Source organism: Clostridium coskatii, assembly GCF_001675205.1.
GTDB classification, from domain to species: Bacteria; Bacillota; Clostridia; order Clostridiales; family Clostridiaceae; genus Clostridium_B; species Clostridium_B ljungdahlii.
Genome location: NZ_LROR01000037.1, coordinates 63048 through 89041 on the forward strand (window position 1 = coordinate 63048; position 25994 = coordinate 89041).

Below are 25994 nucleotides of genomic sequence, written 5' to 3' on the forward strand. Positions count from 1 at the left end.
TATTAATGTGCTGTTATAGTTACACCCTTCAAATCGTCGTCTGTAGGTACATAGTAAGTATAATCTCCATTTCCATCCTTAGGTGTAGAAATCTTAGAAGATGTCTTAGGAGTAATCTTAAGAGTACTTCCAGGTGTATTAGCACTTATAAATTTATCATATCCACTGTGATTGTTAATCTTGTCAAATACAAATGTAACAACTCCATTAGCTGCATTGCTAGTATCAACATCATCAGCATCAATTGTAGTTCCACCTATGCTAAATGTAAAATCTGAAGGCTGAACACTACTAGCTTCAATTGGAGTATCAAATTGAACAGAAACATCAACCTTTGAATTAGTTGAGTCTATTGCTGCACTCCAATCAGTTACAGTGCCACCATTCTTTGTTATAACTGTTCTTGGAGCTGCATCATAAAAATATGGAGTTACAGTTCCTCCAGTTGTAACTGGTGCACCTGTTACATCTTTTACAGTACCATCATTAGTAATAGTTAATGGTGCATTCTCACCCAACTTCTTAATTGTATTGATTTTTGTAAATTTTGTAGGGTCTGTAAAATCTGTTGTACCATTATTTGTATCATCATTGTTGCTCTTAAAAGTAAGAGTTACTTTGTTTCCATCAACATAAGCAGAATCTGCTGCCTGTCCGCCTAATTGGAACTTGGAAGCATCCATTGTATCTGCATCAACTGGAGTATTAAAGCTTACATCAGCTTTCAAGTCATCATTAACATAGTAAACTTTTAATGAATTAGCTTTTACTGTTGCTCCAGTACCTGGTGCCTGTACATCACCACCATAACTTCCAACTTCAAGTGTATTACCATTAGCATCTTTAACTCCTGGTGCATATAAAGCTGTTACCTGATTATCTGTTGAAGTTATTTTAGAATTAACTCCTGCTCCTACATTACCATTAGTAGTGTAATAATAAGTATATGAAGTAGGTAATTTAATAGTTACACTCTTATTATCTGAACTTGGTGAAATATCAGCACCGCTTGGAAGTGTTTTTGTATCTCCCTTAACATTTTTAAATTGGTAGCTTGAAATATTATTAAGGGTACTTGAATCCATTGCCTTATTAAATACTAAAGTGATCTTTCTGCCTAAATTATCTGTATCATTTACTCCATAAACTCCTGTTACTTCAGCATTTACATCAGAAGATCCATCAAATGTCTTAGTATAATCGTCCATTACATTTGGAGTAGTTGCAGTATCTTCTATATTTTTAATTGTTATAGTATACTGAGCATCAGTTAACTTTGTGTTCAAATGTATATCAACTACATCTGTTGTAGTAGGTATTGTTGTCTTACCTGGAACAGTAATTCCATTTGTAGAAGGTATTTCTGATGTTATATCAGTACCATCACCATCTTTTAATTTATAGTTGGATACATTAGTTGCATAAGATGCGTCTACATCTTTGCTGTATTTAACTCTTATTGTAGTATCATCAAGAGCAGATACTGAATTTACTGTAGGTTTAGTAGTGTCTTCATCTAAAGTAAATGCTTGATTAGTATCTTCAGCTACCTTATTTCCATAAGCATCTTCTACTTTATCGCTAATATATATTGTATTTGAATTCTTGTTAAGTAAACCACTTACTCCAGTTATTTTTACCTGTGTATCTCCCTGTTTTAATTCAGGTGCATTAGAAATAACAGTACCATTTATCTTAAAATTACCAGCTTCAGTTGCTGTTTTAGAATCCATTGGTCTATCAAAATTAACAAATACTTTTCCGCTGTCTTCAGCTTTTATGCTTGTAATCTTAGGTGCAGAAGAAAGTGTATCTACTGTAAAGTTCTGAGTTGTATCTGCTATTGGGAAACCAGCAGCATCTGACAAAACATAATCATCAGCATCAGAAACTTTTAAAGTATTATTTCCAGTTGGAAGAGCTGTATCAAAGTACACTTCTACTTCATCTGTATAATAATATCCAGCTTCAGTTGATGCTTTAAGTGAATCATCCAATGCTGAATATTCAAGTGAAGTGTCACTATTAAGATCATAGTTGATTCCAAAAGAAGATAAATTCTTATCATTTATCTTAAGTTTGGATGCTATTTGCTGAAGTGCTTCTCTCTGATTTGCAGCCTTTACCTTTATAGGTTTAGAAAATACAACATCCAATTTATTATTTCCTCTTGCTGATACTGAACTCAATGTAGGAGCAGTAGTATCAGCGAAAGTTATAGTCTGTGTAAGTTCTGGAACACTATTTGATTTATCAGCAGTAAGTATTCCCTTCTTAACTGTTACATCTACACTATCATTCTGTTTTTCTTTTTTTGCAAGAGTTATTAATACACTCTTGTTATCACTCTGTAGTGTTGCTTTAGCATCAGTATCACTAGGAGTAGTGCTCTGAACACCTTGAGCAGTAAGTGTTGATCCATCTACTTTGTAGTTTGTTACATCTTCTGCTGTATCTTGATCAACTTCCTGATTGAATACAACTTTTATCTGATTTAATCCAATAGAGCTTATAGATGAAACTTCTGGATCAGTATTTGATGTCTGTCCTGTAATTTCGCTGATTATTGAATCAGGAACAACACTTGTTCCACCTATTACATCTATTTCTTTTGCATTTTCACTCTTAATATAAGCTACAGCATTATTAGTTGCATTTGTACCATCTTTATCAACTAATACTAATGGTGCAGTGTATTTTCCAGCTACTGCGGAAGCAACTAATGCATCTGCATAAAGATTATCTGGATCTGCTGCGCTTGCGTTTGCTACATATAATTTATCTGCCTTTAAATCACTGCTGAATGCCTTTAATACAGCTAAGTTAGTGTCAAATCTGCTTGATCCACCGTTTACTCTAGTTGCTGTTGATCCAAAAGCATTCTTTATTGCATCGCTTATAACATTTGCAGTTCCAACAATTGTAGCTGTTGACTTATTGTCTTTTACAAAATCAATTGCTCCTTGAGATGAAGCTTGATCATTATTTGCTAATAATAAGATTTGTCCCTTTGCTGCTGCTACTGGTGCTACAGAAAGTGCATCTGCAAATCCTTGTCCACCAACTACCATAACGTTGCTAGGGCTAACTCCTAATGTAACTAATTGTTTAGCTACTGCTATGTTAGTTTCATATCTGTTTTGTCCACCTAACTCTGTTAAAGTATAGTTAGCTTTAAGACCATCTCTTATGCTCTGTGAAATTGAAGCAGTTCCTCCAATAACATATACATTTTTTGGTTTTAATGTGTTTAATGCACTTTGTGCATCTGAGCTAAGTGTGTCTGATGTAGTTAAAAGTATAGGTGCATTTAATTTTTTAGCTAATGCTGAAGCACTTACTGCATCTGCATATCCTTCACCTGATACTAATACAACGCTGTCTGAAGTTGTCCAGTTTGTTGTAGCAACCTTTGCAGCTGTTGCATATCTGTCTCCACCACTTACCCTTGTTGGCTGTACTTGTGATGCAGCTTTAACAGGACCTGCTGATAAAGCTGTAGTTAACACTAAGGACATAAGTGTAGCACTTGCAAGTGCCTTTGTACTTTTCTTACTCATATTGTAATACCCTCCTCGATTAAGTGAATTTTAATTAAAATTCTTTATATATATATATATATTTTAAATATATACTTTCTTAAAATGTATTCCCGTGCGGCTAAGTGTTATTTAAGTAATTTTTACAATTATGTATGCATTCTTCTAAAATCCCATTCCTTTACACTTATACTGCTTGGTCAACATTTATGAAACAGACCTTATTATACCACATATAAACTACACATTCTACTAATTTTGTGCAATCTTACGCTATTTTTCATAAAATTTTAATACTTATATAACAATAGTAACAAATTCATCCTCTATTATATCATAATAAATCCATAATTTCTACGGCTTACATCTTATGATAAAGGATTTATGAATTACTATTAATAAGATATGATTCAATTATACAACATCATTTCTAGTTTTTCCATACTTTATGTCGTAGTAATTTACGGCTATATGGGAAATATATTCCTATTATATGTCTGGAAATTAATAATCTCGTTTAATTATACTTCTAGCACTTATATATTATTCTACACAATCTATAAAAATCCTTTTTTTCAATTCATAACTTACAATTCACAGTTCACAACTTTTTTGGGTAAAAATTTCTAAAAAGTTCAAACTTCAGATTATACTCAAATATAGTCAAGTACCACCAGCTAAGCTGGTGGCTTGATTAAGCCCTATAAGGGCATGGTACTGGCAAGCGCTACTCGCGCCCTGAATAGACCGCCAATCGCAAAACATTTCCAGCAACCACCCTTGGTGGCTGTTTATTTTCTTCTTTTTACTTGCTCACCTGTAAACGGATCTATATATTCCTTTATACTTATTTGTTCTGCAATTTGGTCTTCTTGTAATTGATTTTGTATATACTTTGTTATTGCTGTTTTATTTCTTCCAACTGTATCTACATAATAACCTCTACACCAAAAATGACGATTTCCATATTTATATTTTAAATTTGCAAATCTATCAAATATCATTAAGCTACTTTTTCCTTTAAGTATTCCCATAAACTTTGATACACTCATTTTGGGTGGTATTGTTACAAGCATATGTATATGATCTATACATGCATTTGCTTCTATTATCTCTACATTATTTCTTATACATATCTCTCTTAATATTTTTCCTATTTGTACTTTATATTTGCCATAGTTAGTGTAAAGTTTTTTACACTATTTTTTAAAAATATTCTTTATATATCAAGGGTTACAAAGTTTTTTTAAATAAAAAAACAATGGCCCCCTAATTTCATGTTATAATTGAATATCCAACCAAACAAAAATCACATGAAAGGGTGTCATTGTCTTGGATTCAATTATAACTTATTTATTCTTATATAATCAACATCTTTTGAAAGTAATTTCTCAATTACTTTTATTTATTGCTAAATATATTCCTCTTAAGCAGTGGGCTTATGAGGATTCACATATTCGTTTTGAAAAGGTAGATTATAAACTTCTTTTAGCGTATTACAAACATAAATACAATAAGCTAACTAAGCCCGTTCAAAGGCGTAACGGAAAGTCTATCCCTAAAAATATTAAGTGCCCAAGATGCGGTGCCCCTCACCATTATATCTACGATAACAACGGTAATAGAGGTCAGTTTCAGTGCAAGGTTTGCGGTCAAAATTTCAACGAAAGCAATTATGCTGCAAAACCTATAGTGTTTGTGTGCCCCTATTGCGGACAAACTCTTTCGCCAAAAAAAGATCGAAAGCATTTTCGCATACATAAATGTGTTAATCCAAAGTGCTCTTACTATCTCAGTAACCTTGCTAAACTGCCTAAAAACTTAAATGCTGCTGATAAACACAAGTACAAGCTTCACTACATCTATCGTGAATTCACAGTAGATTTTTTTAAGATGGACTTACATGGACTTCCTAAAAGTGCTATTAACTTTAAGTATAAGAAGTTCAATGCCTATATCATGGGATTATGCCTTACTTATCACGTAAATCTTAAGTTATCTACCAGGCAAACTGCCCATGCTTTATCAGAAGTACATGGCATAAAGATTTCACATACAATGATTGCTAATTATGCTATGACTGCTGCCGCAGTTATTAAACCTTTTACAGATACTTTTGACTATAAACCTTCTAAAATTCTTTCTGCTGATGAAACTTATATCAAGGTTAAAGGCATAAAACACTACGTTTGGATTGTCATGGATGCCTGTAAAAAGTCTATTCTTGGTTACCAGGTGTCTGATACTCGTGCTGTAGGACCTTGTATTCTAGCTATGCGTATGGCTTTTGAAAAGTTCAAAGAATTTCCTAATAAAGCCCTAAAGTTTATTGCAGATGGTTACAGCGCTTACCCTCTTGCCAGCCAGCAATGCAAACTCATGAATGGCTGGGATTTTGATGTTACTCAAGTTATTGGACTTACTAATGATGATGCTGTATCCACTGAATTCCGTTGGGTAAAGCAAATTGTAGAACGGCTTAACCGCACCTTCAAGTCTTCCTACCGTGTTACTGGTGGTTATGGAAGTGAAAATGGTGCTCTTTATGGCGTTTCTCTTTGGGTTGCCTATTATAATTTTCTACGACCCCATCCTTATAACTACTGGAATCCACTAAATGAGTTAGACATTTTAAGTCATGCAGACAACATGCCTGCCAAGTGGCAGCTTCTTATTTACCTTGGACAACAAACCATTCTAAATATGCAGGAAAATCCAGTGGCTTAACTACTATCTGTTTTTAGATTTTTGAGCTAGAGGTAAATACTTAGCCACCCTTCGGGCTTGCCCTTGATGGCGTTATAAATAAATGCTAAAATGCTGTGAACAAGACGGTGAACTCTATCTGTTTTTGAGTTTCTTCGCCGTCGGTTGCAATTTTAGAGCATTTATTTATCATGCAGTCAAGGGTGGCGGTTCTAACAATCAAACCTTATTTTAGGAAAAATTCACAACCACCTAAGCTCTTATGGACATATTTTTTAGAGTTATTTTTTTCATAGCTCACTTTACACTATCTTGCCATATATTATTTGCCTTCTATATTTTGGTGCAAACACTATATGATATTGACACCTCCATTTTGTATGTGATAAGCTTGCTATGTCGTTTCCCATAACGACACCTCCCTATGATATTTTAATTTTTGCGATTGTCAGTCGTTCAAATTATATCATAGGGGGTTTTTATTGTTCAGAGCTTAAGCCCTTTTATCCACCGGCATTACCGGTGGTTTTCTTGACAACTAAATATAGTCATTTACTATACAAATGACTATATTTATGAGAAAATGACTATATTAAAGATATGATTATTAATAGATTAAAAGGGAGAAAATTATAATGAATTTTGATATATATATTGTAAGAGAACTTATAAAAAATTCTAAAATACAATGGCGTGGACATATACTTATGCGAATGCATCAAAGAAAAATAAAAATAAAGGATGTAATATATATGAATTGTGTTTTATGTAAGTCAAATTTAGTTCAAGGCAAAGTTAATCATATTGTAGACTTGGATGGACATATTATTATAATTAAAGGAGTCCCAGCAAACATTTGTAAACAATGTGGAGAATATTTTATTGAAAATGATATAGCATTGAAATTAGAAAAAATAGTTGAAGAAGTTATGAAAAATAAAGTTGAAATATTCGTTGTAAACTATTCTGAAGTAGCAGCTTAAAAAGTTTAAAGTGACCAAATAAAGAATTAACTATTAATTCTTAACTAAAAAAAGAGCCCAAAGGCTCTTTTTTACTCTATTCCTATGATTTGCAAATCATCAGTACTTTGAAGGGTATTTTGTATGTCCTGGGAAACAACATCTGTTCCACCAACTATTACTACATTTGAGTTATCCTTAGCATTTGCAAATATGTAACTGTTAGCATCTATTACCTGTGCCTGTCCTGCTCCTAAACCTGTTAAAACAACCGGTGAACCAGTTTTTGCTGCTGCAGCTGATGCTACAAGTGCATCTGCAAATTGATCTTCTGCCGCTCCACCTGCTGCTACATATATAGTACTAAAATCCAAACCACCATTGTTTTTAAAGTAATTTAAAACGGCTAAGTTTGTAGCAAATCTATTGGCACAATCTGCATCACTTGTAACTTTAGTTCCACTTACGGAAGCTACTACATCTTGTGGTAAAACTCCACTTCCGCCTACTGCTTGTATAGTTAATCCTTTGGAAGTTATTACATCTTTAACTACAGGTGCTACTTGAGTTTTAGATGCAAATAATACAGGATATCCCTTTTGAGCTGCAATTGAAGCTACTGAAAGTGAATCTGCATATCCATCCTGTCCATTTACAAGTACTGCATTTTTCTGATTGCTCATGCTAAGAACTTTTTGGGCAACTTCTGCATTAGTTCCCATTCTAGTACTGTCTGTAACACCAGCTATACGTTCTACATCATATTTATCTTTTAAAGTATTCTCTACATCTGTAGATACAACTCCCGTACCGCCAACTATATATACTTTTGTTGCTCCCAAACTACTTATAGTTGAAGCAACTTCAGATTCCAAAGCATCTCCATGAGTTAAAAGTATTGGGGCATTAAGCTGTTTTGCCAAAGGCGTAGCACTTACTGCATCCGCATATCCGTATCCATTTACCAATATTACATTTTGAGATTTACTAAACAAATCTAAAGCTACTTGATTAGCTGTGCCTATTCTTCCTCCAGCCCCACCATCTGTTCTTTTTACTGTAGCAGCTTGTACATTTGCAGCTCCTAAAGTGACTGATAGTACAAGGGCAGTCAATATAGGGCTTAAAAACCTTCTCTTTTTCAACATTAGTTTACCTCTCCTTCAATTAATTATTAACATATATAAATTAATTATATAACAATAGCAGCTTTTTTTATAGACAATATAAAATTTTTTGGTAAATATATTACTATTCCGAAATACTGGTAACTTTTTAGTACCTTTTTAAATACACTAATATTGTAAGCAAAATATACGAGGTGAAATCATGGCATTTTCATATAGAGAGCTACTGGCTAGGATTATAAAATGTGAAGCAGGCGGTGAAGGGGAAAATGGTATGAAAGCAGTGGCAACTAGCATTATGAATAGAGTTAGAGTACCCTATGGGGAATATCAAAGAATAGGTCAAGGTGACCTTAGAAAAGTACTTTATCAAAAAGGACAATTTGACTGTATGCGTACTGAACTAGGGGGCGTTCCCAATCCTCAAAATATCTGGTCAATGGTGCCTGAACAAATACACTATGACATAGCAGACTGGGCACTTGCAGGTAACAGATTATTTACTGTAGGCTACTCTCTCTGGTACTTCAATCCCTTTGCCCCATGTCCGTGGATTTTTCCCTCCACTGGCACAGGAAGTTTTCAAGTGAAAGTAGTACAGCACTGCTTTTACAATCCAACAGAACTATATGCTAAAACTTGATTATTAATAAATATGGAGGTATTTTAATGATTTCAAATTATCCCAATTACTTTAGGACTATGCCCATGACTCCTGAACCTGAACCAGAAATGCCTGAATTTGACTCCAGTGATGAAATCCGTCAAACGCCAATGCCATCTCCTCCACCAATGCCAACTCCTTCTCCTTTTGAAATGGCTCCAGGTTCTCCAGTGCAGCAGGATATAAATTACACTCAAGGTTACTTAAGAACCCAAATAGGTAAAAGAGTTAGGGTAACTTACCTTTTGGGTACAGTAGCACTCCAGGATCGTACTGGGGTATTGGAAAATGTAGGAATTAGCTATATAATACTAAGAAATGAAGAGACAAACACAAAAGAGCTGTCAGATATATATTCTATAAAATTTGTTGTCATTTTCGACTAGCTTATTCAATGCACAGTTCACAATGCACAATTTTTTAGTCGTAAAAAATAAAGAGTTCCTTTCAGGATCTCTTTATTTTTCATCATCAATTTCTTCTATTTCAAATTTATCGAATTCAAATTCATCTATAAAATTATCAGAATTAAAAGATGTCTTACTCCTTCTATTATATTCTTCCAAGTTAGCAGGAAGCCAATAAGGCTTTTCAATGTCAAATTTCCTGCACAATTTCAGAATACAACTTTTTAAATTTTCCTGATAATTTTCTCCGCCCTCTAATACAACTACTCCATCTTTTACTATTTTATTGTGCTTAACTAACTTTCCCCATATTTTCAGCATTTGACACACCCTTTATCAATTCACAATTTACAATGCACAGTTCACAATTGACAATTTTTTTAATTTTCGTCTTTCAGTTATTAACTATTTCTTTCATAAGATTCTATAAATGAATGTTTTTCTCCATCTTTTTCCCAGCCTAATATAGAATCTATATTTACATTTTCAGTGGCATGGAAAATTAATTTATCTATATCCTTATTAAAATCCTTTTTCAACTTCTTTATCATATCCTTAATTTCATAACGCTTGTTTCCTATTCTCTTTGCTGCAACCATACAGGCACAATTGAGAGGCCATATACCACTTGATTGTATGAAACGCTCAATGTAAGATTCTTCTACATAATAAAGAGGTCTTATAAGTTCTATTCCTTCATAATTTTGAGATCTTAGCTTTGGCATCATGGTTTTAAAGCTTCCCGAATAGAATATATTTAAAAGAGTTGTTTCTATAACATCATTAAAGTGATGCCCAAGTGCAAGCTTATTGCAGCCAAGTTCTTTTGCTTTAGAATACAGTGCACCCCTGCGCATTTTTGCACACATATAACAAGGATAATCTTTTGCAATATTATCTACTACATTAAATATACCGGACTCAAAAATGTGCACTGGAATATTTAGATACTCACAATTACTGACTAAAAGCTTTTTTATATCTTTATGATATCCTGGGTCCATAGCAATAAATTCTAATTCAAAATTTACTTTCCAATGTTTTTGAAGCTCCTGAAACAATTTAGCCATAGTCAAGCTGTCTTTTCCACCAGACACTGCTACTGCAACTTTATCTCCTTCTTCTACCAGTTTAAACTCACTTATTGCCCTTACAAATTTAGACCATATATGCTTTCTATATCTTTTTGTAATACTATGTTCTATCTCCTTTAAGGGCTTTCTTTCATTAAAAGGAACTAATATGTCACATCCAGTTCCTGCAATTTCATCCATACTATCACCGCCTTTTTTACCACAACAATTATAACATTTATAATTTGTAAAATAAACATTTCTATAGTGTGGAATCAAAAGCTGCCCTATTAAATTTTAGGACATATATCTGAAAACTCTATACTGAGCTGTTCATCCATATTTTCACTGTAAATTATTTTATTGAGTTTTTCTTCTATAACTTTAACAGGAAGCTTTACAGTAAATGTACTTCCCTGTCCTACAGCACTTTTTACGCTAACTTTACCTCCGTGCATCTCAGCAAGACATTTTACAAGATAAAGTCCTATGCCGTTTCCCACTTTGCCATTTATGGGTGATTTATCACACTGCTTGAATTTCTCAAATATAAATTTAAACTTATCCTCAGGTATTCCTATACCTGTATCTTTGACACTTATATATACATTATCGTCTTTGTCTTCAATCCCTATACATATTGTACCTTTTTCAGGTGTAAATTTAATTGCATTTGAAAGTAAATTTAGAATAATTCTCTCTATTTTATTGTAATCTAAAGCCATAATCTTCTCTTCTACATTGGTATCAAAAATCAAATTTATGCCTTTGCCTTTAGCATAAGGAATTAAAGATAAAGTAATATCTTCAACAAAACTTACAATATTTCTGTTGTGCAACTCCAATTTGGCAAATCCTGAATCCAATTTGTTTAAATCCTGTAAATTATTTATAAGCCGCATAAGTCTATAACAATTTTGCTTGATTATTTTAAGATACTGACCCTGCTTCTCTAAAGTTCCTTCATTTTTATATTCCGTACACAATGACATTACCTGTGCTGCAGAAAAAATAACATTTAAAGGTGTCTTAAGCTCATGAAATAGGCCATATATAAACTGTAAAATTTTTTTATTAAGTTCCTGACTTTCATTTAATTTCTCACTATTTTTTTTTGCATAACTTTTAAGTTCTTCTATTTCTCTTTCCAGACTTAGAGTATAATTCATCATAATTAAATTTTTTAGCTCATTTTCACTAATTCCATCGTCTTCATTAACATTCTTCATAAATCTCACACCCATTTCCATATCATTAATAATTACATTTTATTACACTAACTTTGTTAAATGTATATATAAATTATATTAACAATTATTGCACTATATGAACGTTTATGAGAAACTATCTTTAATAGTAGTGGAAAAAATACCATTTATGCTAATTATATCACCTATAAAATTAAAAAGAAACATCCTAAGTGGAAATTTTATGTAATTTTTTAATTTTTATGTATTAATTTTACAAAACATAATTAACTATTTATCAAGTGATTCTTCGGATAAATAAAATCAGCTCCACCTCTTTTGAAGTAGAACTGACTTACTTTTACATTTAAATTTTAAATTTCTGAACTAATTCGTTTAAATTCTGAGCTATTTCTGCTTGATTTTGTGCTGTAATAGCTATCTGATTTACAGCTTTTACATTTTCCCCAATGCTCTGCTGTATAGAATTTGAACTTTCTGAAGATTTTTGTGCACTAGATGCTACACTTTGTGTTGTTTCATTTACTTGCCCTATAATAGCAGTAAGTTGTTCTGACATAGCAGCTATTTCTTCTGACATCTTACTTACAAATTCAGAATCATCATAATATCGCTTTCCCATATCACCAAATGCTTTAAATTCTGGATTTACCTTTTCATTGATAAATGCCAATACCTGCTGGCCACTTGCAGAAAGATTTTTAAATGCATCCTGTACTTTTACAATAGTCTCTTGAATTCCTGCAACTGATTCCGCAGATTGTTCTGCAAGTTCTCTTACTTCTTCTGCCACTACTGCAAAACCTTTCCCATGCTCACCTGCGCTGGCTGCCTCTATAGCTGCATTAAGTGCAAGTAAATTGGTTTGATCCGCTATTCCTGCAATAGTTTCTGCCATTTCTCTTATTTCTTCTACTACTTTTCCATCTTCAATAGCTTTTACCATATTTTCTCTCTTTTGCTTATATAATTCCTGTGTTGTTTCTATAGCTGTTTTTCCTTTACTTTGTACAGCAACAGCATTTTTTTTGGATTCATTTGCTTTACTACTTCCATCTACAGCTTTTGCAGACAATTCATTTACACTTGAATCTACTTCTTCTACAGATGCAGTTATCTCTTCAAACGCCGCACTTGTTTCCTCTACATTGCTTACTACAACTTTCACTGAATTATCCATATCTTCAGACTTTGCTGAAAGCTCTTCTGCAGTTGCAGATAATTCTTCACTAGAACTGCTCATTTCATCAGAGCTTGCCATAATTGTTCTAATTAAATCAGTTATATTCTTTTGCCCTTTGTTAAGTGCTAAGGCAGCTTCTCCTAATTCATCTTTTCTGGACATTTCTATAGGTGAAGAAAAATCAAATTCAGCAAATTCATTTGCAAATTTTTTAATTTTTAAAATTGGAGTATTAATATCCTTTGCAACAATAAATCCAAGTAAAACAGAACAAACTATACTTATAATAATTCCGCCAACCATCATGCTAAAAGAAGCTTTGTACTGATTCATACTGTCTTTATAATCGGCTTCAGCGGTTTTCATATTTAAATTTATATCTTTATCGAGTACTGTAACCATTTTTACTCTATAAGCTTCTGACTTAGCAAATTGCTCTTTTGCGACTTCATAATTTCCCTGCTGAACTAAACTAATAACATTTTCACGGGAATTTCTCCAACTTTCTAAATTTTGTTCAAATTGTGCAAACAGCTGCTTATCTTCAGAAGTCTTGATAGTAGCTTTATAATCTGATATTAGTTTATTATTTTTATCTTTTAAACTACTAATTTCATTTGTTATAGCTTTTAAGTCACTCTTATTTGCAGGATCAGTAGTTATAAGCATATCTCCTCTAATTGCCATTACATTCGTCTTTAATTGTTGAAGATTGTTTGTCCCCTTCAAATCTACATTATATATATTATCTAAGTTTCCATTTATTTTTCCCATCTTGATAATAGATATCATTCCCAGTATACCTGCAAGCAGTGATACAATGATAAATGATGTTAACAATTTTTTTAAAATTTTTATGTTTGAAAACCATTTCATATAATAATCCTCCCATCTATATGTATAAGTACTAATATTATTTATCTAATTATATCATAATATATCGAAATTTTTGCACTAAGTTTTTATTAAAATAAAGGGGCTATACCTGCTTTGTTTCCTTTATTTCATATTAATTGTACACTTCTTAATTTTAACCATTTAACTTGCAAATAAAATAGCCTACGGCTACTTTATTTGTAAGTAGCCGTAGGCTCTTCTATTTGTTAACTCAACTTTCGCAGTTTAAAAATATTGCGAAACAATATTTTTAAAGAACAAAGTTCAAAGTTCAAATATCAAATAAGGATAATTTTCTTCCTAACGTCAGAAAATATTAAAATTATAGATTTCCTGAGGTACGAGGGAAATCATCTTTATCTGTTCTTTGTTATTTGAACTTTGTTATTTTCAAAAGCTTTGCTTCGCAAAGTTTTTATATTAAGTCAAAATTTTATATACGTGAAAGTTGTTACTTACTATTTAATTTGCGAAAAGCTTGTGGTTCCTCTTTTTGAACAACGCTGTGAAATCTTCCATAAGTAAAGTACACCACTATACCTATAACAAGCCATACGCAAAATCCTATCCAGGTTATTGCACGCATAGATACCAAAAGGGCCAAACAACACAATATAGTTACTATAGGCGTAAAGGGTACTCCCGGGCATTTAAATCTTCTTTCAATTTCTGGCATAGCTTTTCTAAGATATATAACTCCAGCAGACACAACCATAAAGCTCAATAATGTACCTATACTTACAAATTCCATAATAATATCAAGAGGTAAAAATCCTGCTATAGCAGCAGCTATACTGCCTGCTATTATTGTAGCAATGTATGGAGTTTTATGGGTTTTGTGTATCTTGCAAAAAGCCTTAGGAATTAACCCATCTCTAGACATAACCATAAATACCCTAACTTGTCCATATAAAACAGCAATCATGGTGGAAATCATTCCAAGAATAGCCCCAACTCCTACAAGAGCTGATCCCCAGTTTATTCCAATTCTTTGGAGTGCAGCAGGCAGGGCATTTTCTGAAATTATCTCTTTATAAGGTACAATTCCCGTAAGCACCGCTGCTACTGAAACATAAAGGAAACAAACAACTATAAGGCATAGTATAATTCCCCTTGATACACCTTTTTTAGGATCTTCTGCTTCTTCTGCAGATGTAGCAATTGCATCAAATCCTAAAAAAGAGAAAAATACTGTACTTGCTCCTGTAAAAACACCCTTCCAACTATAAGGCATGAAAGGTTTATAATTAGCTATATGTATGTGTGATAATCCTAAAACTATAAAAAGAAGTATTATAAATATTTTCACACCAACAATAATATCATTTACTTTTGCACTTTCACTCATTCCATAACATAGAAGCCCTGTTAAAATTAATATTATAAGAACAGCCGGCAGATCTATTATCCCACCTTTAGATGGAGATGCACTAATTGCCTGGGGAAGTGTAATTCCCACAGATTGCAAAATTCCTCTAAATGTTCCAGACCATCCAGATGCAACTGCACTAGCTGCAACTGAATATTCAGCAGTTAAACACCATCCAATAATCATTGCCACAAATTCTCCAAATGCTATATAAGCATAAGAATAGGTACTTCCTGCTACTGGGAACATAGTTACAAGTTCACAGTAACACAGGCCGCATAGACAAGCCACTATACCAGCTAAAATAAATGAAAGTATAATTGCAGGGCCAGCTGCATGAGCTCCTTCTCCAGTTGCTACAAAAATTCCAACTCCGACAACAGCTCCAATTCCGAGTGCTGCTATATCCCTTGCTTTAAGATTTCTCTTTAAATCTGTTTTTTTTACACTATCCATCAATTGATCAATGGGTTTCTTTTTAAAAATATTCATAAGTTTCCTCATCCTTGTGCATTTAAAATGCAATATAAATAGGTATTAAAATTTAATTATGCGCTATGGGAACTTTCGTCCAAATTTTCATTTTGAACAACACTATGGGTTCTTCCATAAATAAAGTAAAACACTATACCTATAGCAAGCCATACACAAAATCCTATCCAGGTTATTGCACGCATTGATGCCAAAAGTACAATGCAGCACAATACAGTTATTACTGGTGTAAAAGGCACTCCCGGGCATTTAAACTTTCTTTCTATATCAGACATTGCCTTTCTCAAATAAATAACACCTATAGATACAACTGCAAAACTCAGTAATGTACCTATACTCAAAAACTCTACAATAATATCAAGAGGTAAGAGCCCAGCTATTATGGCAGCTATAACACCTGTTAGTATAGTAGAAATATATGGAGTTTTATGTACGCTGTGGATTTTTGAAAATGCTTTAGGGAGTAATCCATCTCTAGACATAACCATAAATATTCTAATCTGACCATAAAGCATAGCTATCATAGTGGAAATCATTCCAAGAATAGCTCCAACACCTACAAGTGCTGATCCCCAGTTAATGCCAACCCTTGCAAGTGCAGCAGGCACAGCATTTTCTGAAACTATTTCCTTAAACGGAACCATTCCAGTAAGTACAACTGCAACGGAAATATACAGTATACTAACTACTATAAGACACATTATAATTCCACGTGATACATCTTTTTTAGGGTTTCTAGCTTCCTCTGCTGCAGTTGAAATAGAATCAAATCCTATATATGAGAAGAAGACTGTACTTGCCCCTGTAAAAACCCCTTTCCATCCAAAAGGCATAAAAGGTGTATAATTAGATGGCTTTATATGAGATACTCCAAGAAAAATAAATAAGAGTATTACAAATACTTTCACACCAACGATAATATTATTAACTTTTGCACTTTCCTGCATTCCATAGTACAAAAGACAAGCTAATACTAATATTATAAAAACAGCTGGCAAATCTATTATTCCGCCCTTGGCTGGAGATGCACTAATAGCATGAGGCAGTGTAACCCCTACATTTTGCAAAATACCTCTAAAGGTTCCAGACCATCCAGACGCAACTGCACTAACTGCAACTAAATATTCAGCAGTTAAACACCATCCAATAATCATTGCCACAAATTCTCCAAATGCTATATAAGCATAAGAATAGGTACTTCCTGCTACTGGAAACATGGTAGCAAGTTCACAATAACATAAGCCACAAAGACAAGCTACTATTCCACATAAGAAAAATGAAAGTATGATTCCTGGACCAGCTGCATGAGCTCCCTCACCAGTTGCTACAAAAATTCCAACTCCAACAACAGCCCCAATTCCTAAAGCCGCTATATCTGTTGCTTTAAGATTTTTCTTCAAACCTGTCTTTTTTACACTATCTCTAAGTTGTTCAAGCGACTTTTTCTTAAAAATGTTCATAAAATGCCCCCTTTATTAATGTTTAAAGTATCAATGAATCTTACTTAGTGGGAGGTTGTTTCTTCCACTAAGTTTAGATGAATTATCTAGGGGCGTAGCTACTGTTAGCTCCCACTTTGATAGAAGTTTGAGCGTTACAGTAGATAGCCGTCAGATAAATTTCATTTATTTTTATGAAATGCATAAAAATATACCATATTGCAAAAGGGCATGCAGTTGGTGTAATTACTCAAACCTACATGCCCTTATATAATTTATACATTATTCATTATACCTTATAAAATGCCTAATTTCAATATAAAATGCATATTATTACAATAAAGTATTCATTTTTAAAACAATGTATTTTAAATAAATACATTGTTTTATTCATATTTATTTAAAATACATTATAAAAAATCATTTTAAATATAAAAGATTGCAGTTAATCAATTTTAACTGCAATCTCTCTCATTTTCTACTTATCTTTTAATATATTCTATCCATTTCAAACCTTTTCTTTCTTCTTCTAATATTTGTACAAACTTATCTAGAAGTCCCATATTTTTAAGTTTCCTAAAAAAGGACTTAGGATAAGGTATATATTCTTCATAACTTTTTCTCGGGTCTATCAACATGAGCGTACCATCTTCTTGAACAAATAGGTGTGGAAATCTAACTTCTAATTTCGTAAATCCTAGCTTTTTCATATGATCAACTAAATCTACTACCTTTAGTACAAAGGATTTGTTCAATCCATATTTTTTTATATAATCATACACATTCATTCCACCTACATATTCTCTTATCATATAATGATCTCCCAATTCATAAGCCTTGGGAAAATGGGGACTTCCTTCTACAGATTTTAATATATCAAATTCAGCTTTGCAGCTAGTTGAACTTTTAAATATTTTAAGGACTTTTCCATCTGGCATAAGATAAACCATGCCGCTATGGCCTTTTCCTAAATATTTACAATCTTTTAATTCAACATCATGGAATTTAGAATGAGAATATTCCTTTTTCAAAATAACACCTCCTTTGTTTTTATGTAGCATAAAAACAAAGGGCTTCAACTACGAATTAAAAGCTTGTATACTATATATTATTAAAAATATTCAATTCTGCTACATCATTTCTATCATGCTTTCTCAAGATTTTTTGGTATCTCAGGTTCATAAGCTTCTGGATCTGCCTTTATCATAAAAATTGCAGTTACAAGAGAAAATATTAGTACTATGGTAAGGAGTATATAATAGTAAGGAAATTTATCTAGAACAAATCCATATATAATTGCCCCTAAAGGAATAGCTCCCTGACAAAATACACCTAGTATTGCAAAAAACCTTGAACGCATTTCATTTGGAACCATCTTTTGTAAATTTACATTCATAGGAGTATTGATTCCTGAATTAGATAAACCTATTAAAAATGTTACAATGCCCAAAATTGCAAATAACTTTAAACCGTGTCCTCCAAAATATCTTACTGAAGCTGGATACAAGGAAAATGCAAATATGAAAAATACACCTGCTTCAAATATAAGTGCCCTCCTTATAATTGTCTTTGTACTAAATTTATTTAAGTAAGTTCCAAGGGCTATATTTCCTAAAAGTATACCTAAAGTAAAGAACGAAATTAAATACCCATACTGCTGTGAACCAAATCCTATACATTTTTTCAATACAAAAGGGAGTACTATATCTGCAAAAGGAGCTACAAGTAAATTAGCTACCATAAAAAATATAGTTAACTGCATTAAAGCTCTACTCTTCCTTATAAAGCCTATTACCTCTCCATTTTCTGTAAAAAAAGATTTTACAGTTATTTTTCCTTTTTCTATATCTATATTTTTATAAATTATAAGCATAGAGCATACTGCTGACATTATAAAAGATAAACCATTTAGACCAAATACTATCTTCATACCAGCAAGCCCATATATTATACCTCCAAGTGCAGGCCCTATAATCATAGAAATTGCATCACTTCCTCCTCTTAAGGAAGTTGCTTTCATAAGTTCATCTTCACAAACAAGCTCTGGAAGAATTGCCGTAGATGAAGCTAAAAAGATTCCATCCATAATTGAAATGAAGGCCTGTAGTAAAAACAGCATATAGATACTTAAATTTTTTTCAGCAACTAAAATTCCTAAAGCTAATACTAAAATTCCTCTTCCAAAGTCCGTTACTACCATAATATTTTTTCTATTTTTCCTATCCCCTAAAATACCTGCAAAAGGTAAAGTTATAACATTAGGAATAAAGTTAACTGCTGAAAATATACCCATCATAATTCCAGAATGAGTTATATCCAATATATACAGTGGTATCGCTACCTGCTGTATTCCCGTTCCAATATAAGATATAAACCTTCCCAGCATATAAAATAGTAAATTTTTATTATTTTTCATTTCTATCGCCTACTTAATTAATATAATATTTGAAATATTGTGAACTTTGTCTATACAATTATGGCAACATAGCTACCATCCCTGGATTTTACTTCAACAAGTTTTAATCCTCTGTATGCTTTTAAAATGTCCATACACTTTGAAAGTTTCTTAAAATCAATCATCTTTACATATTTTTTATCCTTCTCAGGAATATACTTTTGTATAAAGGAAGATCCTGCAATAGAAAGTCCAAACTTTAGAAAAGCTATAGGGCAAGGTATTACGAATCTAATTTTACCTGACTTGATGTGAACCCTCATAAGTTTTCTCCTTTACTCTATGCTAACTTCCACTATGTCACCATTTGCACTTTTTACGTCTACTATCTTTCCTGAAAGTCCATTGTCTATTGCTTCTGCAATAACACTCAAATCCAAATTTTCCATACATTTTGCACTTTCTGGTATAGGAATTTTTCCTATAGTTTTAAGCATGGTCTTTACAAATCTAATAGGTAAATTCACATTTACATTATCTCCATCATGGGAAATAACTTTTATTTTAAGCATTTTATTTATAATGTCATCGTCATTTAAAACATTGCTGCTAACGTCCAGAGAAGTATTTTTATCGTTTAGTGCTTCAATAAGCTCCTGAGCTTTGTCAGAGGTAATTTTTCCTTCTTCCACCATTTTCAAAATTTTTGATATTTCCTCATTCATTTTTTATTTCTCCTTTTCAATATATTTATTCATTTAACATTTTAATGGCTTGATCTGCAGTTATCTCACCTTTATCAAGCATATCTACTACTTTCTTTTTATCCACAGTGTTGGTTTTTGCCACATTATATCCAAGTGCTGTTATAACCTCATCTAGCTTTGCCCTCACAGTAGGGTAGGATATTCCTAGTTCTTTTTCTACATCCTTTATGTTCCCTCTGTTTTTCAAGAAAACTTCTATAAATTTCAGTTGGCTGTCTGTAAGATATTCAAACTTTGACATTTCAAAATCATTTTCAATTACAGTATTACATTTAGGGCATTTTATCTTTGAAATTAAAAGTTTAGAAGAACAAACAGGACATTTGCTAATAATTTTATATGTCAAATTACCACTCTCCTTTTCCATGTTTATAATATACCACTGTAAATTAAATAAATCAATATTAATATTAAATATTTTAATATTAATTTATTTATATATTAATATTATTAAGTTTTATATTTGTAAAATTAAATAATGTGCTTTCTAACTTAAAAATCAGATTATATGCAGATATATTCTTACATTTAATAACATTCTAGCCTTTTAGAAATACTCAAAGTTAAAATTTGCTTGACATTTTTAATAGTCTAGCATATTATTAGTATACTAACTATATGTAAATTAATTATATCTACATCATATATTTTAGGAGGCAAAAAGCTATGAGTTCTCTTGATAAGTCCATTGGTATGTATATAAACTCTATTAATAGAAAAATTTTAAGATTTTTATCTTTAAATCTTAAGAAATATAATATAACCACAGAACAGTGGTCAGTATTATTGTCTTTAACAGAAGAAGACGGTGTCAACCAAAAACAGCTAGCTAAAAAGGTTGACAAAGATCAGGCAACTTTAGTTCGAATACTAGATATTCTTGAAAGAAAAAAACTAGTAATACGCAAAAAAAGTACTGAAGACAGGCGCTCATTTTTAATTTACGTTACACCTGAAGGTAAAAAATTAAAACAGGAAGTATATCCATTCATTGAACACTTATTTACAAACATTACAAATGAAATTTCAAAAGATCAATTAGATTTGTTTATAGATACTTTAAATAAATTTGAAAAAAACATATCTATAGAAGAGAAGAAAATTAGCAAAAAATAATAAGCTATTTACCTTTTATAAAAACATGGTTAACCCTCCTCTATTATGATTTTTATTTTGTATTGTAACAATGTATTTTTCATAGTGGAGGATTTTTATATATTCTAATATCTGCACAGCTGTGCAAATGACTAATTTAATTATTAACTAGGAGGAAATTTTATGGAAGAACGTTTGGAAGAGTCAAATTATCAACAAAGGAATTATAATGTAGTACCAATAACTATTGCCCTAATCATGGCAGGGTTTTTGTGTATGTTAAATGAAACTTTACTAAATATGGCATTAAAAAATTTAATGGTCCAATTTAGTATATCTGCAAATACCGTACAATGGCTGAGTACAGGATACATGCTCATTATGGGAATAGCAATTCCTGTTTCTGCATTGCTTATTCAAAGTTTTACAACAAGACAGCTATTTCTAACCTCTGTAACCATATTTTTGGTTGGAACAGTTATAAGTGGTTTCTCTACAGCTTTTTCAATTTTACTAGTAGGCCGACTAATTCAGGCTATTGGAACTGGTATTTTAATACCAAATATAGTAAACACTTTATTGATTATAAACCCTATAGAAAAACGTGGAAAAGCCCTTGGTATATTTAATCTTGTAATGTTTTGTGCACCAGCTATTGGACCAACTCTTTCTGGTTTAATTATTCAATCTCTCAACTGGAGATGGTTGTTCTTTATAATATTACCCTTTTCAGTTATATCTTTAGCTTTAGGCTACAAATATGTTGAAAATGTAACAGAACTTACAAAACCACCTATAGATTTTTTATCAATTGTACTGTCTACTATAGGATTCGGTGGATTTATATACGGTGTTAGTAATATTGGAAGCTCTTATACATATTTAATAGCAGCTCCTATTATTATTTCTTGTATAGCATTAGCCATATTTGTACTACATCAATTACACATGAGTGAACCTATGCTGGACATGCATCCATTTAAAGAATCTATGTTTAGCCTTGGCTGTATACTTATGATAATTATGCACATGATTAACTTTGCTACTATGCTTATTTTACCAATGTTTCTTGAAGGTGCCCTGGGTTTAGCTGCATTTACTGCTGGTCTTTTAATGTTACCTGGTGGATTTATAAACGGAATTATATCACCAATTTCAGGTCATTTATATGACAAATTTGGTCCTAAAGCATTAATTATACCTGGATATGCAATATCAACTATTACATTCTTTTTACTTTCACGCTGCATATCTATGAGTATAACTATTCCTGTTATTATTGTGCTCCATTGTTTATCTCTAATAGCTGTTGGACTTATAAATACTCCTGTACAAACCAATAGTTTAAATCAATTATCTCCAAAATACTATCCTCATGGAACTGCCATAATGAACACCTTACAGCAAATAGCAGGAGCATTTGGAACTTCTTTATTTGTTGCTATAATGAGTGCATCCCAAAAAAAATACTTATTTGCTGCAGGCAATCCATCTAATGCAAAGAGTCAAGCTTTAAGTTTAGTATTCGGAGTAAAGCACGCTTTTACGATTGAAACTTTCGTTCTTGTTATTGCCCTAATTTTATCTTTATTTATAGCAAATAATGCTATTAGTAAAAAATCTAAAAGCAGCAGAGCCTGATAGCTTTATATAAAGAATATCATATATTTTCGGCAACTTGCAAAATTTCAAACAACTTTTTGCAGTTGATATCCGTCTGTATTCCATTGTTATCCCAATGACTTTTGCATCCGCAATAATCAAGGATAACACATTGTGGGACAAGGTTTAGGCTTCTAGCCTTCAGCCCACCTTCTATTAGGTTGAGTACACAAGCTACTCCTACAACGCCCACATCTCCATATCTAATATTTTTTGCATTTGAAAAGGCATCAGTTTCGTGGGGGACAATTAATACCTGAAAGCTATGGGATTTGCCAAGCTTCGTAAGCTCATTTACCCTGCAGCTTTTAGAACAATTTCTACACAAGAAACCATCTTTGACCCTTTTTCTCTTGCATACCCCCTCCGGTTTCAAGCAAATGCAAGCAGGAAGGAGTACTTTTCTTTCCTTTGTTTTAACAAATAACTTTCTAAATGCCTTACTTAATATCTCTGCTCCCACCATATTTAGATGGTACTCAACTTCCTTTCTACCACAGAAAACATTATCCTCTCTTATTCCGTATAACCTATAGTTGGTGTTTAAAAATTTTTGTACATTTGGAGTATATACTCCAAGTACCTCCATAGATCTTTTTTCAAACCACAGTGATATTTTAAAGGCACACTTGCTTACTTTTATAATATATTCTTCACTGCTATTTTTTAAAAATAGCAGCCATGTGTTCATTCTCTTACATTCATATTTGAATTCCCCTGAAGCAGTTAACCAAAGTAGTAATTTTTCAAAGTCACTTTCATCATAAGATACAGAAGAAGGCTCCACTTCTTTCTTTAAAAGATATTTACAAGCAAGCCTTCCCCTTAAATTGTCCACACTTTTTCTTAAAAATTTCGATTTTGTCCTCAAATTAAATAGAAGTTTTAAAAGATTCAAGGACAGTCTATCTGCATTTAAAGCTTTTGCTATATAGGTTTTCCACAAAACTCCAATGATTAAGAATTCAAGTTCATACTCTTCCCTACTTCTAAGTTCTTCTATGCTATTATTCTTAATAAAATTTATAAAATTTTCTATTATATTATTTGCTTCGATTTCAATTTTTTCGATAACTTCATTTGAAAAATTGGATATACACCTGTAGTATTCGTTTGAATTTTTAGATTCATCTCTAAGAAAATAGGTTATACAATTTTCCATAATATTCTCCTATTTAATCACATTTGAATTTTACTTATACAACTATATTATCACTTTTAATAACGAGAAGTCATGTTATGAATTTTTAACTTATTATCAAAATTTTGTAGATCAAAGCTTTTGAAGATAACAAAGTCCAAATAACAAAGAACAGATAAAGATGGTTTCCTTCGTACCTCAGGAAATCTACAATCTTAATATTTTCTGACATTAGGAAGAAATTTACCCTTATTTGATATTTGAACTTTAAACTTTGTTCTTTAAAAAAATTGCTTCCCAAGTTTTTTAACTGTGAAAGTTGAGTTAGGTTTCAAAGCAGTTGACAATTGGCAGTGAAAAATTACTATTGCAGCAATTTCTTCTATAGAAGTATTAAATTTATGTTTAAGTTTTTTTATGTCAATAGTCCCATCTATTTAATATGGATATACTCTGGAAATACTGTTAGAATAGCAAACATAGACAAGCCTAAATCTCAGGAATGAGATGCGGGGGATAATTATTTTTTGGGGTGAATCTTTTTACTAAAAAGTAGGGGTATCCCAATCCCGAACCCGTCAACTAACCTCGCAGGCAAAATTAAGGGGGATCTATATTTATGAATTTTAAAAAAATCAGGACAATGTTATTTGCCGCATTTCTATGCACATTATCTTTTACTCAAGTACATGCAGCTAGTTACACTGTAAAACCTGGTGACTCTCTATTTAAAATAGGAGTATTATTTAAAACAACTGCAACTACAATTATTAATGATAATGGCTTAAGTGGAAATAGCATATATCCAGGTCAAGCTCTATATGTTAATTCAAAGACCTATACTGTACAAGCCTCTGACACACTTTACTTGATAGCAAAAAAATTTGGCATATCTGTTGACACTTTAATTGCTGCCAATAGTAATGTAAGCAGTTATATCTACCCTGGACAAGTGCTAAATATTCCTGCAGGTTATGTTTTTAATGGGACAACCTCTTCAAAATATATAATTTCCTGTACTGACAGCGAAGTAGATTTGCTTGCAAGACTTGTAACTGCTGAAGCAGAAAGTGAACCTTACACAGCTAAAGTAGCTGTAGCTGCTTCAGTTATAAATAGAGTTCAAAGTCCTCAGTTTCCATCTACATTAAAAGGTGTAATATACCAAGTATCCAATGGATATTATCAATTTACTCCAGTATTAAATGGATGGATAAACAAACCTGCTTCTGATAGTTCTAGAAAGGCTGCTTTAGAAGCATTATATGGTTCTGATCCAACAAAAGGTGCTATTTATTATTTTGATGATTCCACTACAAATACTTGGCTCTGGTCAAAACCAATTGCTTTAAGAGTTGGGAAACTGGTATTCACATATTAGAATTTCTAGATTGAAATTCCACTTATACCAGTTCATATGCTGACAAATTTCATCATACTAAAAACTTTTTATAGGTCTAAAGTTCGGTATTTTGAAAATCTAAAGAAGCTTATATAAACTCGTACCTCAGACATATATAAGCTTCTAAGATTTTCTAAAATACCTCACTAAGACTTATAAAAAAAGTTTTTAAGTGTGCTTCAATTTTGTCAGCATTATTTTCTGGTATAAGTTCAAATTTCAAACTAGGATATCTCAATATAAATGGTAGAATTTAAAACCCAATTAGCAATTTAGAAGGGCTACGTTCTAGAGTTAACGATTTATGGATCGTAAAGTTTAAAGCTAAACTATAATTACTCAAAATTACTAATTATAAATCTTAGTTGAATTTATAACTTTATCATTTAAATGAAACTGGCAATTTGGATAAACTTAATTATAGAGTTATCCATCTATATATGGATTTATAACTTAAAAATCAACT

The 25994-nt window shown here is 32.0% G+C and carries 21 protein-coding genes, 2 pseudogenes and 1 riboswitch; of the genes and pseudogenes, 7 read left to right on the forward strand and 16 right to left on the reverse strand.

What is annotated here, in order from left to right; translation table 11 throughout:
- Positions 1–2: 2 nt before the first annotated feature.
- Together CLCOS_RS06810 and tnpA are read right to left on the reverse strand one after the other, a co-directional pair.
- Complete coding sequence (locus CLCOS_RS06810) at positions 3–3560, reverse strand: cell wall-binding repeat-containing protein (RefSeq protein ID WP_063600354.1); 3558 nt, start codon at positions 3558–3560, stop codon at positions 3–5.
- 770 nt (positions 3561–4330) lie between these two features.
- Positions 4331–4717, reverse strand: a pseudogene (tnpA, locus tag CLCOS_RS06815) (IS200/IS605 family transposase); the annotation flags it as partial.
- Positions 4718–4871: 154 nt separating this feature from the next.
- Here tnpA and CLCOS_RS23165 point away from each other — a divergent pair.
- Positions 4872–6266, forward strand: coding sequence for a DDE-type integrase/transposase/recombinase (locus CLCOS_RS23165; RefSeq protein ID WP_065080046.1), 1395 nt, complete (start codon positions 4872–4874; stop codon positions 6264–6266).
- Between the two features lie 287 nt (positions 6267–6553).
- Here the strand turns inward: CLCOS_RS23165 and CLCOS_RS06825 are convergent.
- Positions 6554–6655, reverse strand: a pseudogene (locus CLCOS_RS06825) (transposase); the annotation flags it as partial.
- A 225-nt stretch (positions 6656–6880) separates the two neighbouring features.
- On the opposite strand from CLCOS_RS06825, the gene CLCOS_RS06830 reads away from it, so the two are divergent.
- Complete coding sequence (locus CLCOS_RS06830; RefSeq protein ID WP_242866445.1) at positions 6881–7228, forward strand: type II toxin-antitoxin system MqsA family antitoxin; 348 nt, start codon at positions 6881–6883, stop codon at positions 7226–7228.
- 71 nt (positions 7229–7299) lie between these two features.
- On the opposite strand, the gene CLCOS_RS06835 is transcribed toward CLCOS_RS06830, so the two are convergent.
- Entirely contained in the window at positions 7300–8355 is a 1056-nt protein-coding gene (locus CLCOS_RS06835) for a cell wall-binding repeat-containing protein (protein ID WP_063600351.1), read from the reverse strand.
- A 181-nt stretch (positions 8356–8536) separates the two neighbouring features.
- On the opposite strand from CLCOS_RS06835, the gene CLCOS_RS06840 reads away from it, so the two are divergent.
- Positions 8537–8977 (forward strand): cell wall hydrolase, encoded by a 441-nt coding sequence (locus CLCOS_RS06840; protein ID WP_063600350.1) that lies wholly within the window; start codon positions 8537–8539, stop codon positions 8975–8977.
- A 26-nt stretch (positions 8978–9003) separates the two neighbouring features.
- Positions 9004–9384 (forward strand): hypothetical protein, encoded by a 381-nt coding sequence (locus tag CLCOS_RS06845; protein WP_063600349.1) that lies wholly within the window; start codon positions 9004–9006, stop codon positions 9382–9384.
- 72 nt (positions 9385–9456) lie between these two features.
- Here CLCOS_RS06845 and CLCOS_RS06850 read toward each other — a convergent pair whose 3' ends face one another.
- The 11 genes from CLCOS_RS06850 to CLCOS_RS06900 all read right to left on the reverse strand — a co-directional run bounded on the left by CLCOS_RS06850 (position 9457) and on the right by CLCOS_RS06900 (position 20574).
- Positions 9457–9726: a hypothetical protein gene (locus CLCOS_RS06850; RefSeq protein ID WP_063555715.1), complete on the reverse strand. Its 270-nt coding sequence runs from the start codon at positions 9724–9726 to the stop codon at positions 9457–9459.
- A gap of 80 nt (positions 9727–9806) precedes the next feature.
- Positions 9807–10679, reverse strand: a complete 873-nt coding sequence (locus CLCOS_RS06855; protein ID WP_063555714.1) for a tRNA 2-thiocytidine biosynthesis TtcA family protein — start codon at positions 10677–10679, stop codon at positions 9807–9809.
- Between the two features lie 89 nt (positions 10680–10768).
- On the reverse strand, positions 10769–11707 hold the full coding sequence (locus CLCOS_RS06860; RefSeq protein WP_063600348.1) for a sensor histidine kinase: 939 nt from the start codon (positions 11705–11707) through the stop codon (positions 10769–10771).
- A gap of 325 nt (positions 11708–12032) precedes the next feature.
- Entirely contained in the window at positions 12033–13745 is a 1713-nt protein-coding gene (locus CLCOS_RS06865; RefSeq protein ID WP_063600347.1) for a methyl-accepting chemotaxis protein, read from the reverse strand.
- A 472-nt stretch (positions 13746–14217) separates the two neighbouring features.
- Positions 14218–15627 (reverse strand): amino acid permease, encoded by a 1410-nt coding sequence (locus CLCOS_RS06870; RefSeq protein WP_063600346.1) that lies wholly within the window; start codon positions 15625–15627, stop codon positions 14218–14220.
- A gap of 56 nt (positions 15628–15683) precedes the next feature.
- Positions 15684–17087 carry an amino acid permease gene (locus CLCOS_RS06875; protein ID WP_063600345.1) on the reverse strand — a complete coding sequence of 468 codons (1404 nt, stop codon included), beginning with the start codon at positions 17085–17087 and terminating at the stop codon, positions 15684–15686.
- 461 nt (positions 17088–17548) lie between these two features.
- The gene (locus CLCOS_RS06880; protein WP_063600344.1) at positions 17549–18097 is read right to left on the reverse strand and encodes a hypothetical protein; all 549 of its coding nucleotides are present in this window, start codon (positions 18095–18097) and stop codon (positions 17549–17551) included.
- Between the two features lie 113 nt (positions 18098–18210).
- Positions 18211–19482 carry an MFS transporter gene (locus CLCOS_RS06885; protein ID WP_063600343.1) on the reverse strand — a complete coding sequence of 424 codons (1272 nt, stop codon included), beginning with the start codon at positions 19480–19482 and terminating at the stop codon, positions 18211–18213.
- Positions 19483–19532: 50 nt separating this feature from the next.
- The gene (locus CLCOS_RS06890; protein WP_063600342.1) at positions 19533–19784 is read right to left on the reverse strand and encodes a hypothetical protein; all 252 of its coding nucleotides are present in this window, start codon (positions 19782–19784) and stop codon (positions 19533–19535) included.
- A gap of 12 nt (positions 19785–19796) precedes the next feature.
- Positions 19797–20186, reverse strand: coding sequence for an SHOCT-like domain-containing protein (locus CLCOS_RS06895; RefSeq protein WP_063600341.1), 390 nt, complete (start codon positions 20184–20186; stop codon positions 19797–19799).
- Positions 20187–20211: 25 nt separating this feature from the next.
- The gene (locus CLCOS_RS06900) at positions 20212–20574 is read right to left on the reverse strand and encodes a DUF2089 domain-containing protein (RefSeq protein ID WP_013237152.1); all 363 of its coding nucleotides are present in this window, start codon (positions 20572–20574) and stop codon (positions 20212–20214) included.
- A gap of 320 nt (positions 20575–20894) precedes the next feature.
- Here CLCOS_RS06900 and CLCOS_RS06905 point away from each other — a divergent pair, with 320 nt between their 5' ends.
- Together CLCOS_RS06905 and CLCOS_RS06910 are read left to right on the forward strand one after the other, a co-directional pair.
- On the forward strand, positions 20895–21344 hold the full coding sequence (locus tag CLCOS_RS06905; RefSeq protein WP_013237151.1) for a MarR family winged helix-turn-helix transcriptional regulator: 450 nt from the start codon (positions 20895–20897) through the stop codon (positions 21342–21344).
- 162 nt (positions 21345–21506) lie between these two features.
- Entirely contained in the window at positions 21507–22964 is a 1458-nt protein-coding gene (locus CLCOS_RS06910) for an MDR family MFS transporter (RefSeq protein WP_063600340.1), read from the forward strand.
- 19 nt (positions 22965–22983) lie between these two features.
- Here CLCOS_RS06910 and CLCOS_RS06915 read toward each other — a convergent pair whose 3' ends face one another.
- Entirely contained in the window at positions 22984–24147 is a 1164-nt protein-coding gene (locus CLCOS_RS06915) for a DUF116 domain-containing protein (protein WP_063600339.1), read from the reverse strand.
- A 455-nt stretch (positions 24148–24602) separates the two neighbouring features.
- A riboswitch (cyclic di-AMP (ydaO/yuaA leader) is annotated at positions 24603–24738 on the forward strand.
- A 7-nt stretch (positions 24739–24745) separates the two neighbouring features.
- Between CLCOS_RS06915 and CLCOS_RS06920 the strand changes: the two genes are divergently transcribed.
- Entirely contained in the window at positions 24746–25507 is a 762-nt protein-coding gene (locus CLCOS_RS06920; protein ID WP_063600338.1) for a LysM peptidoglycan-binding domain-containing protein, read from the forward strand.
- The last annotated feature ends 487 nt before the right edge of the window (positions 25508–25994 follow it).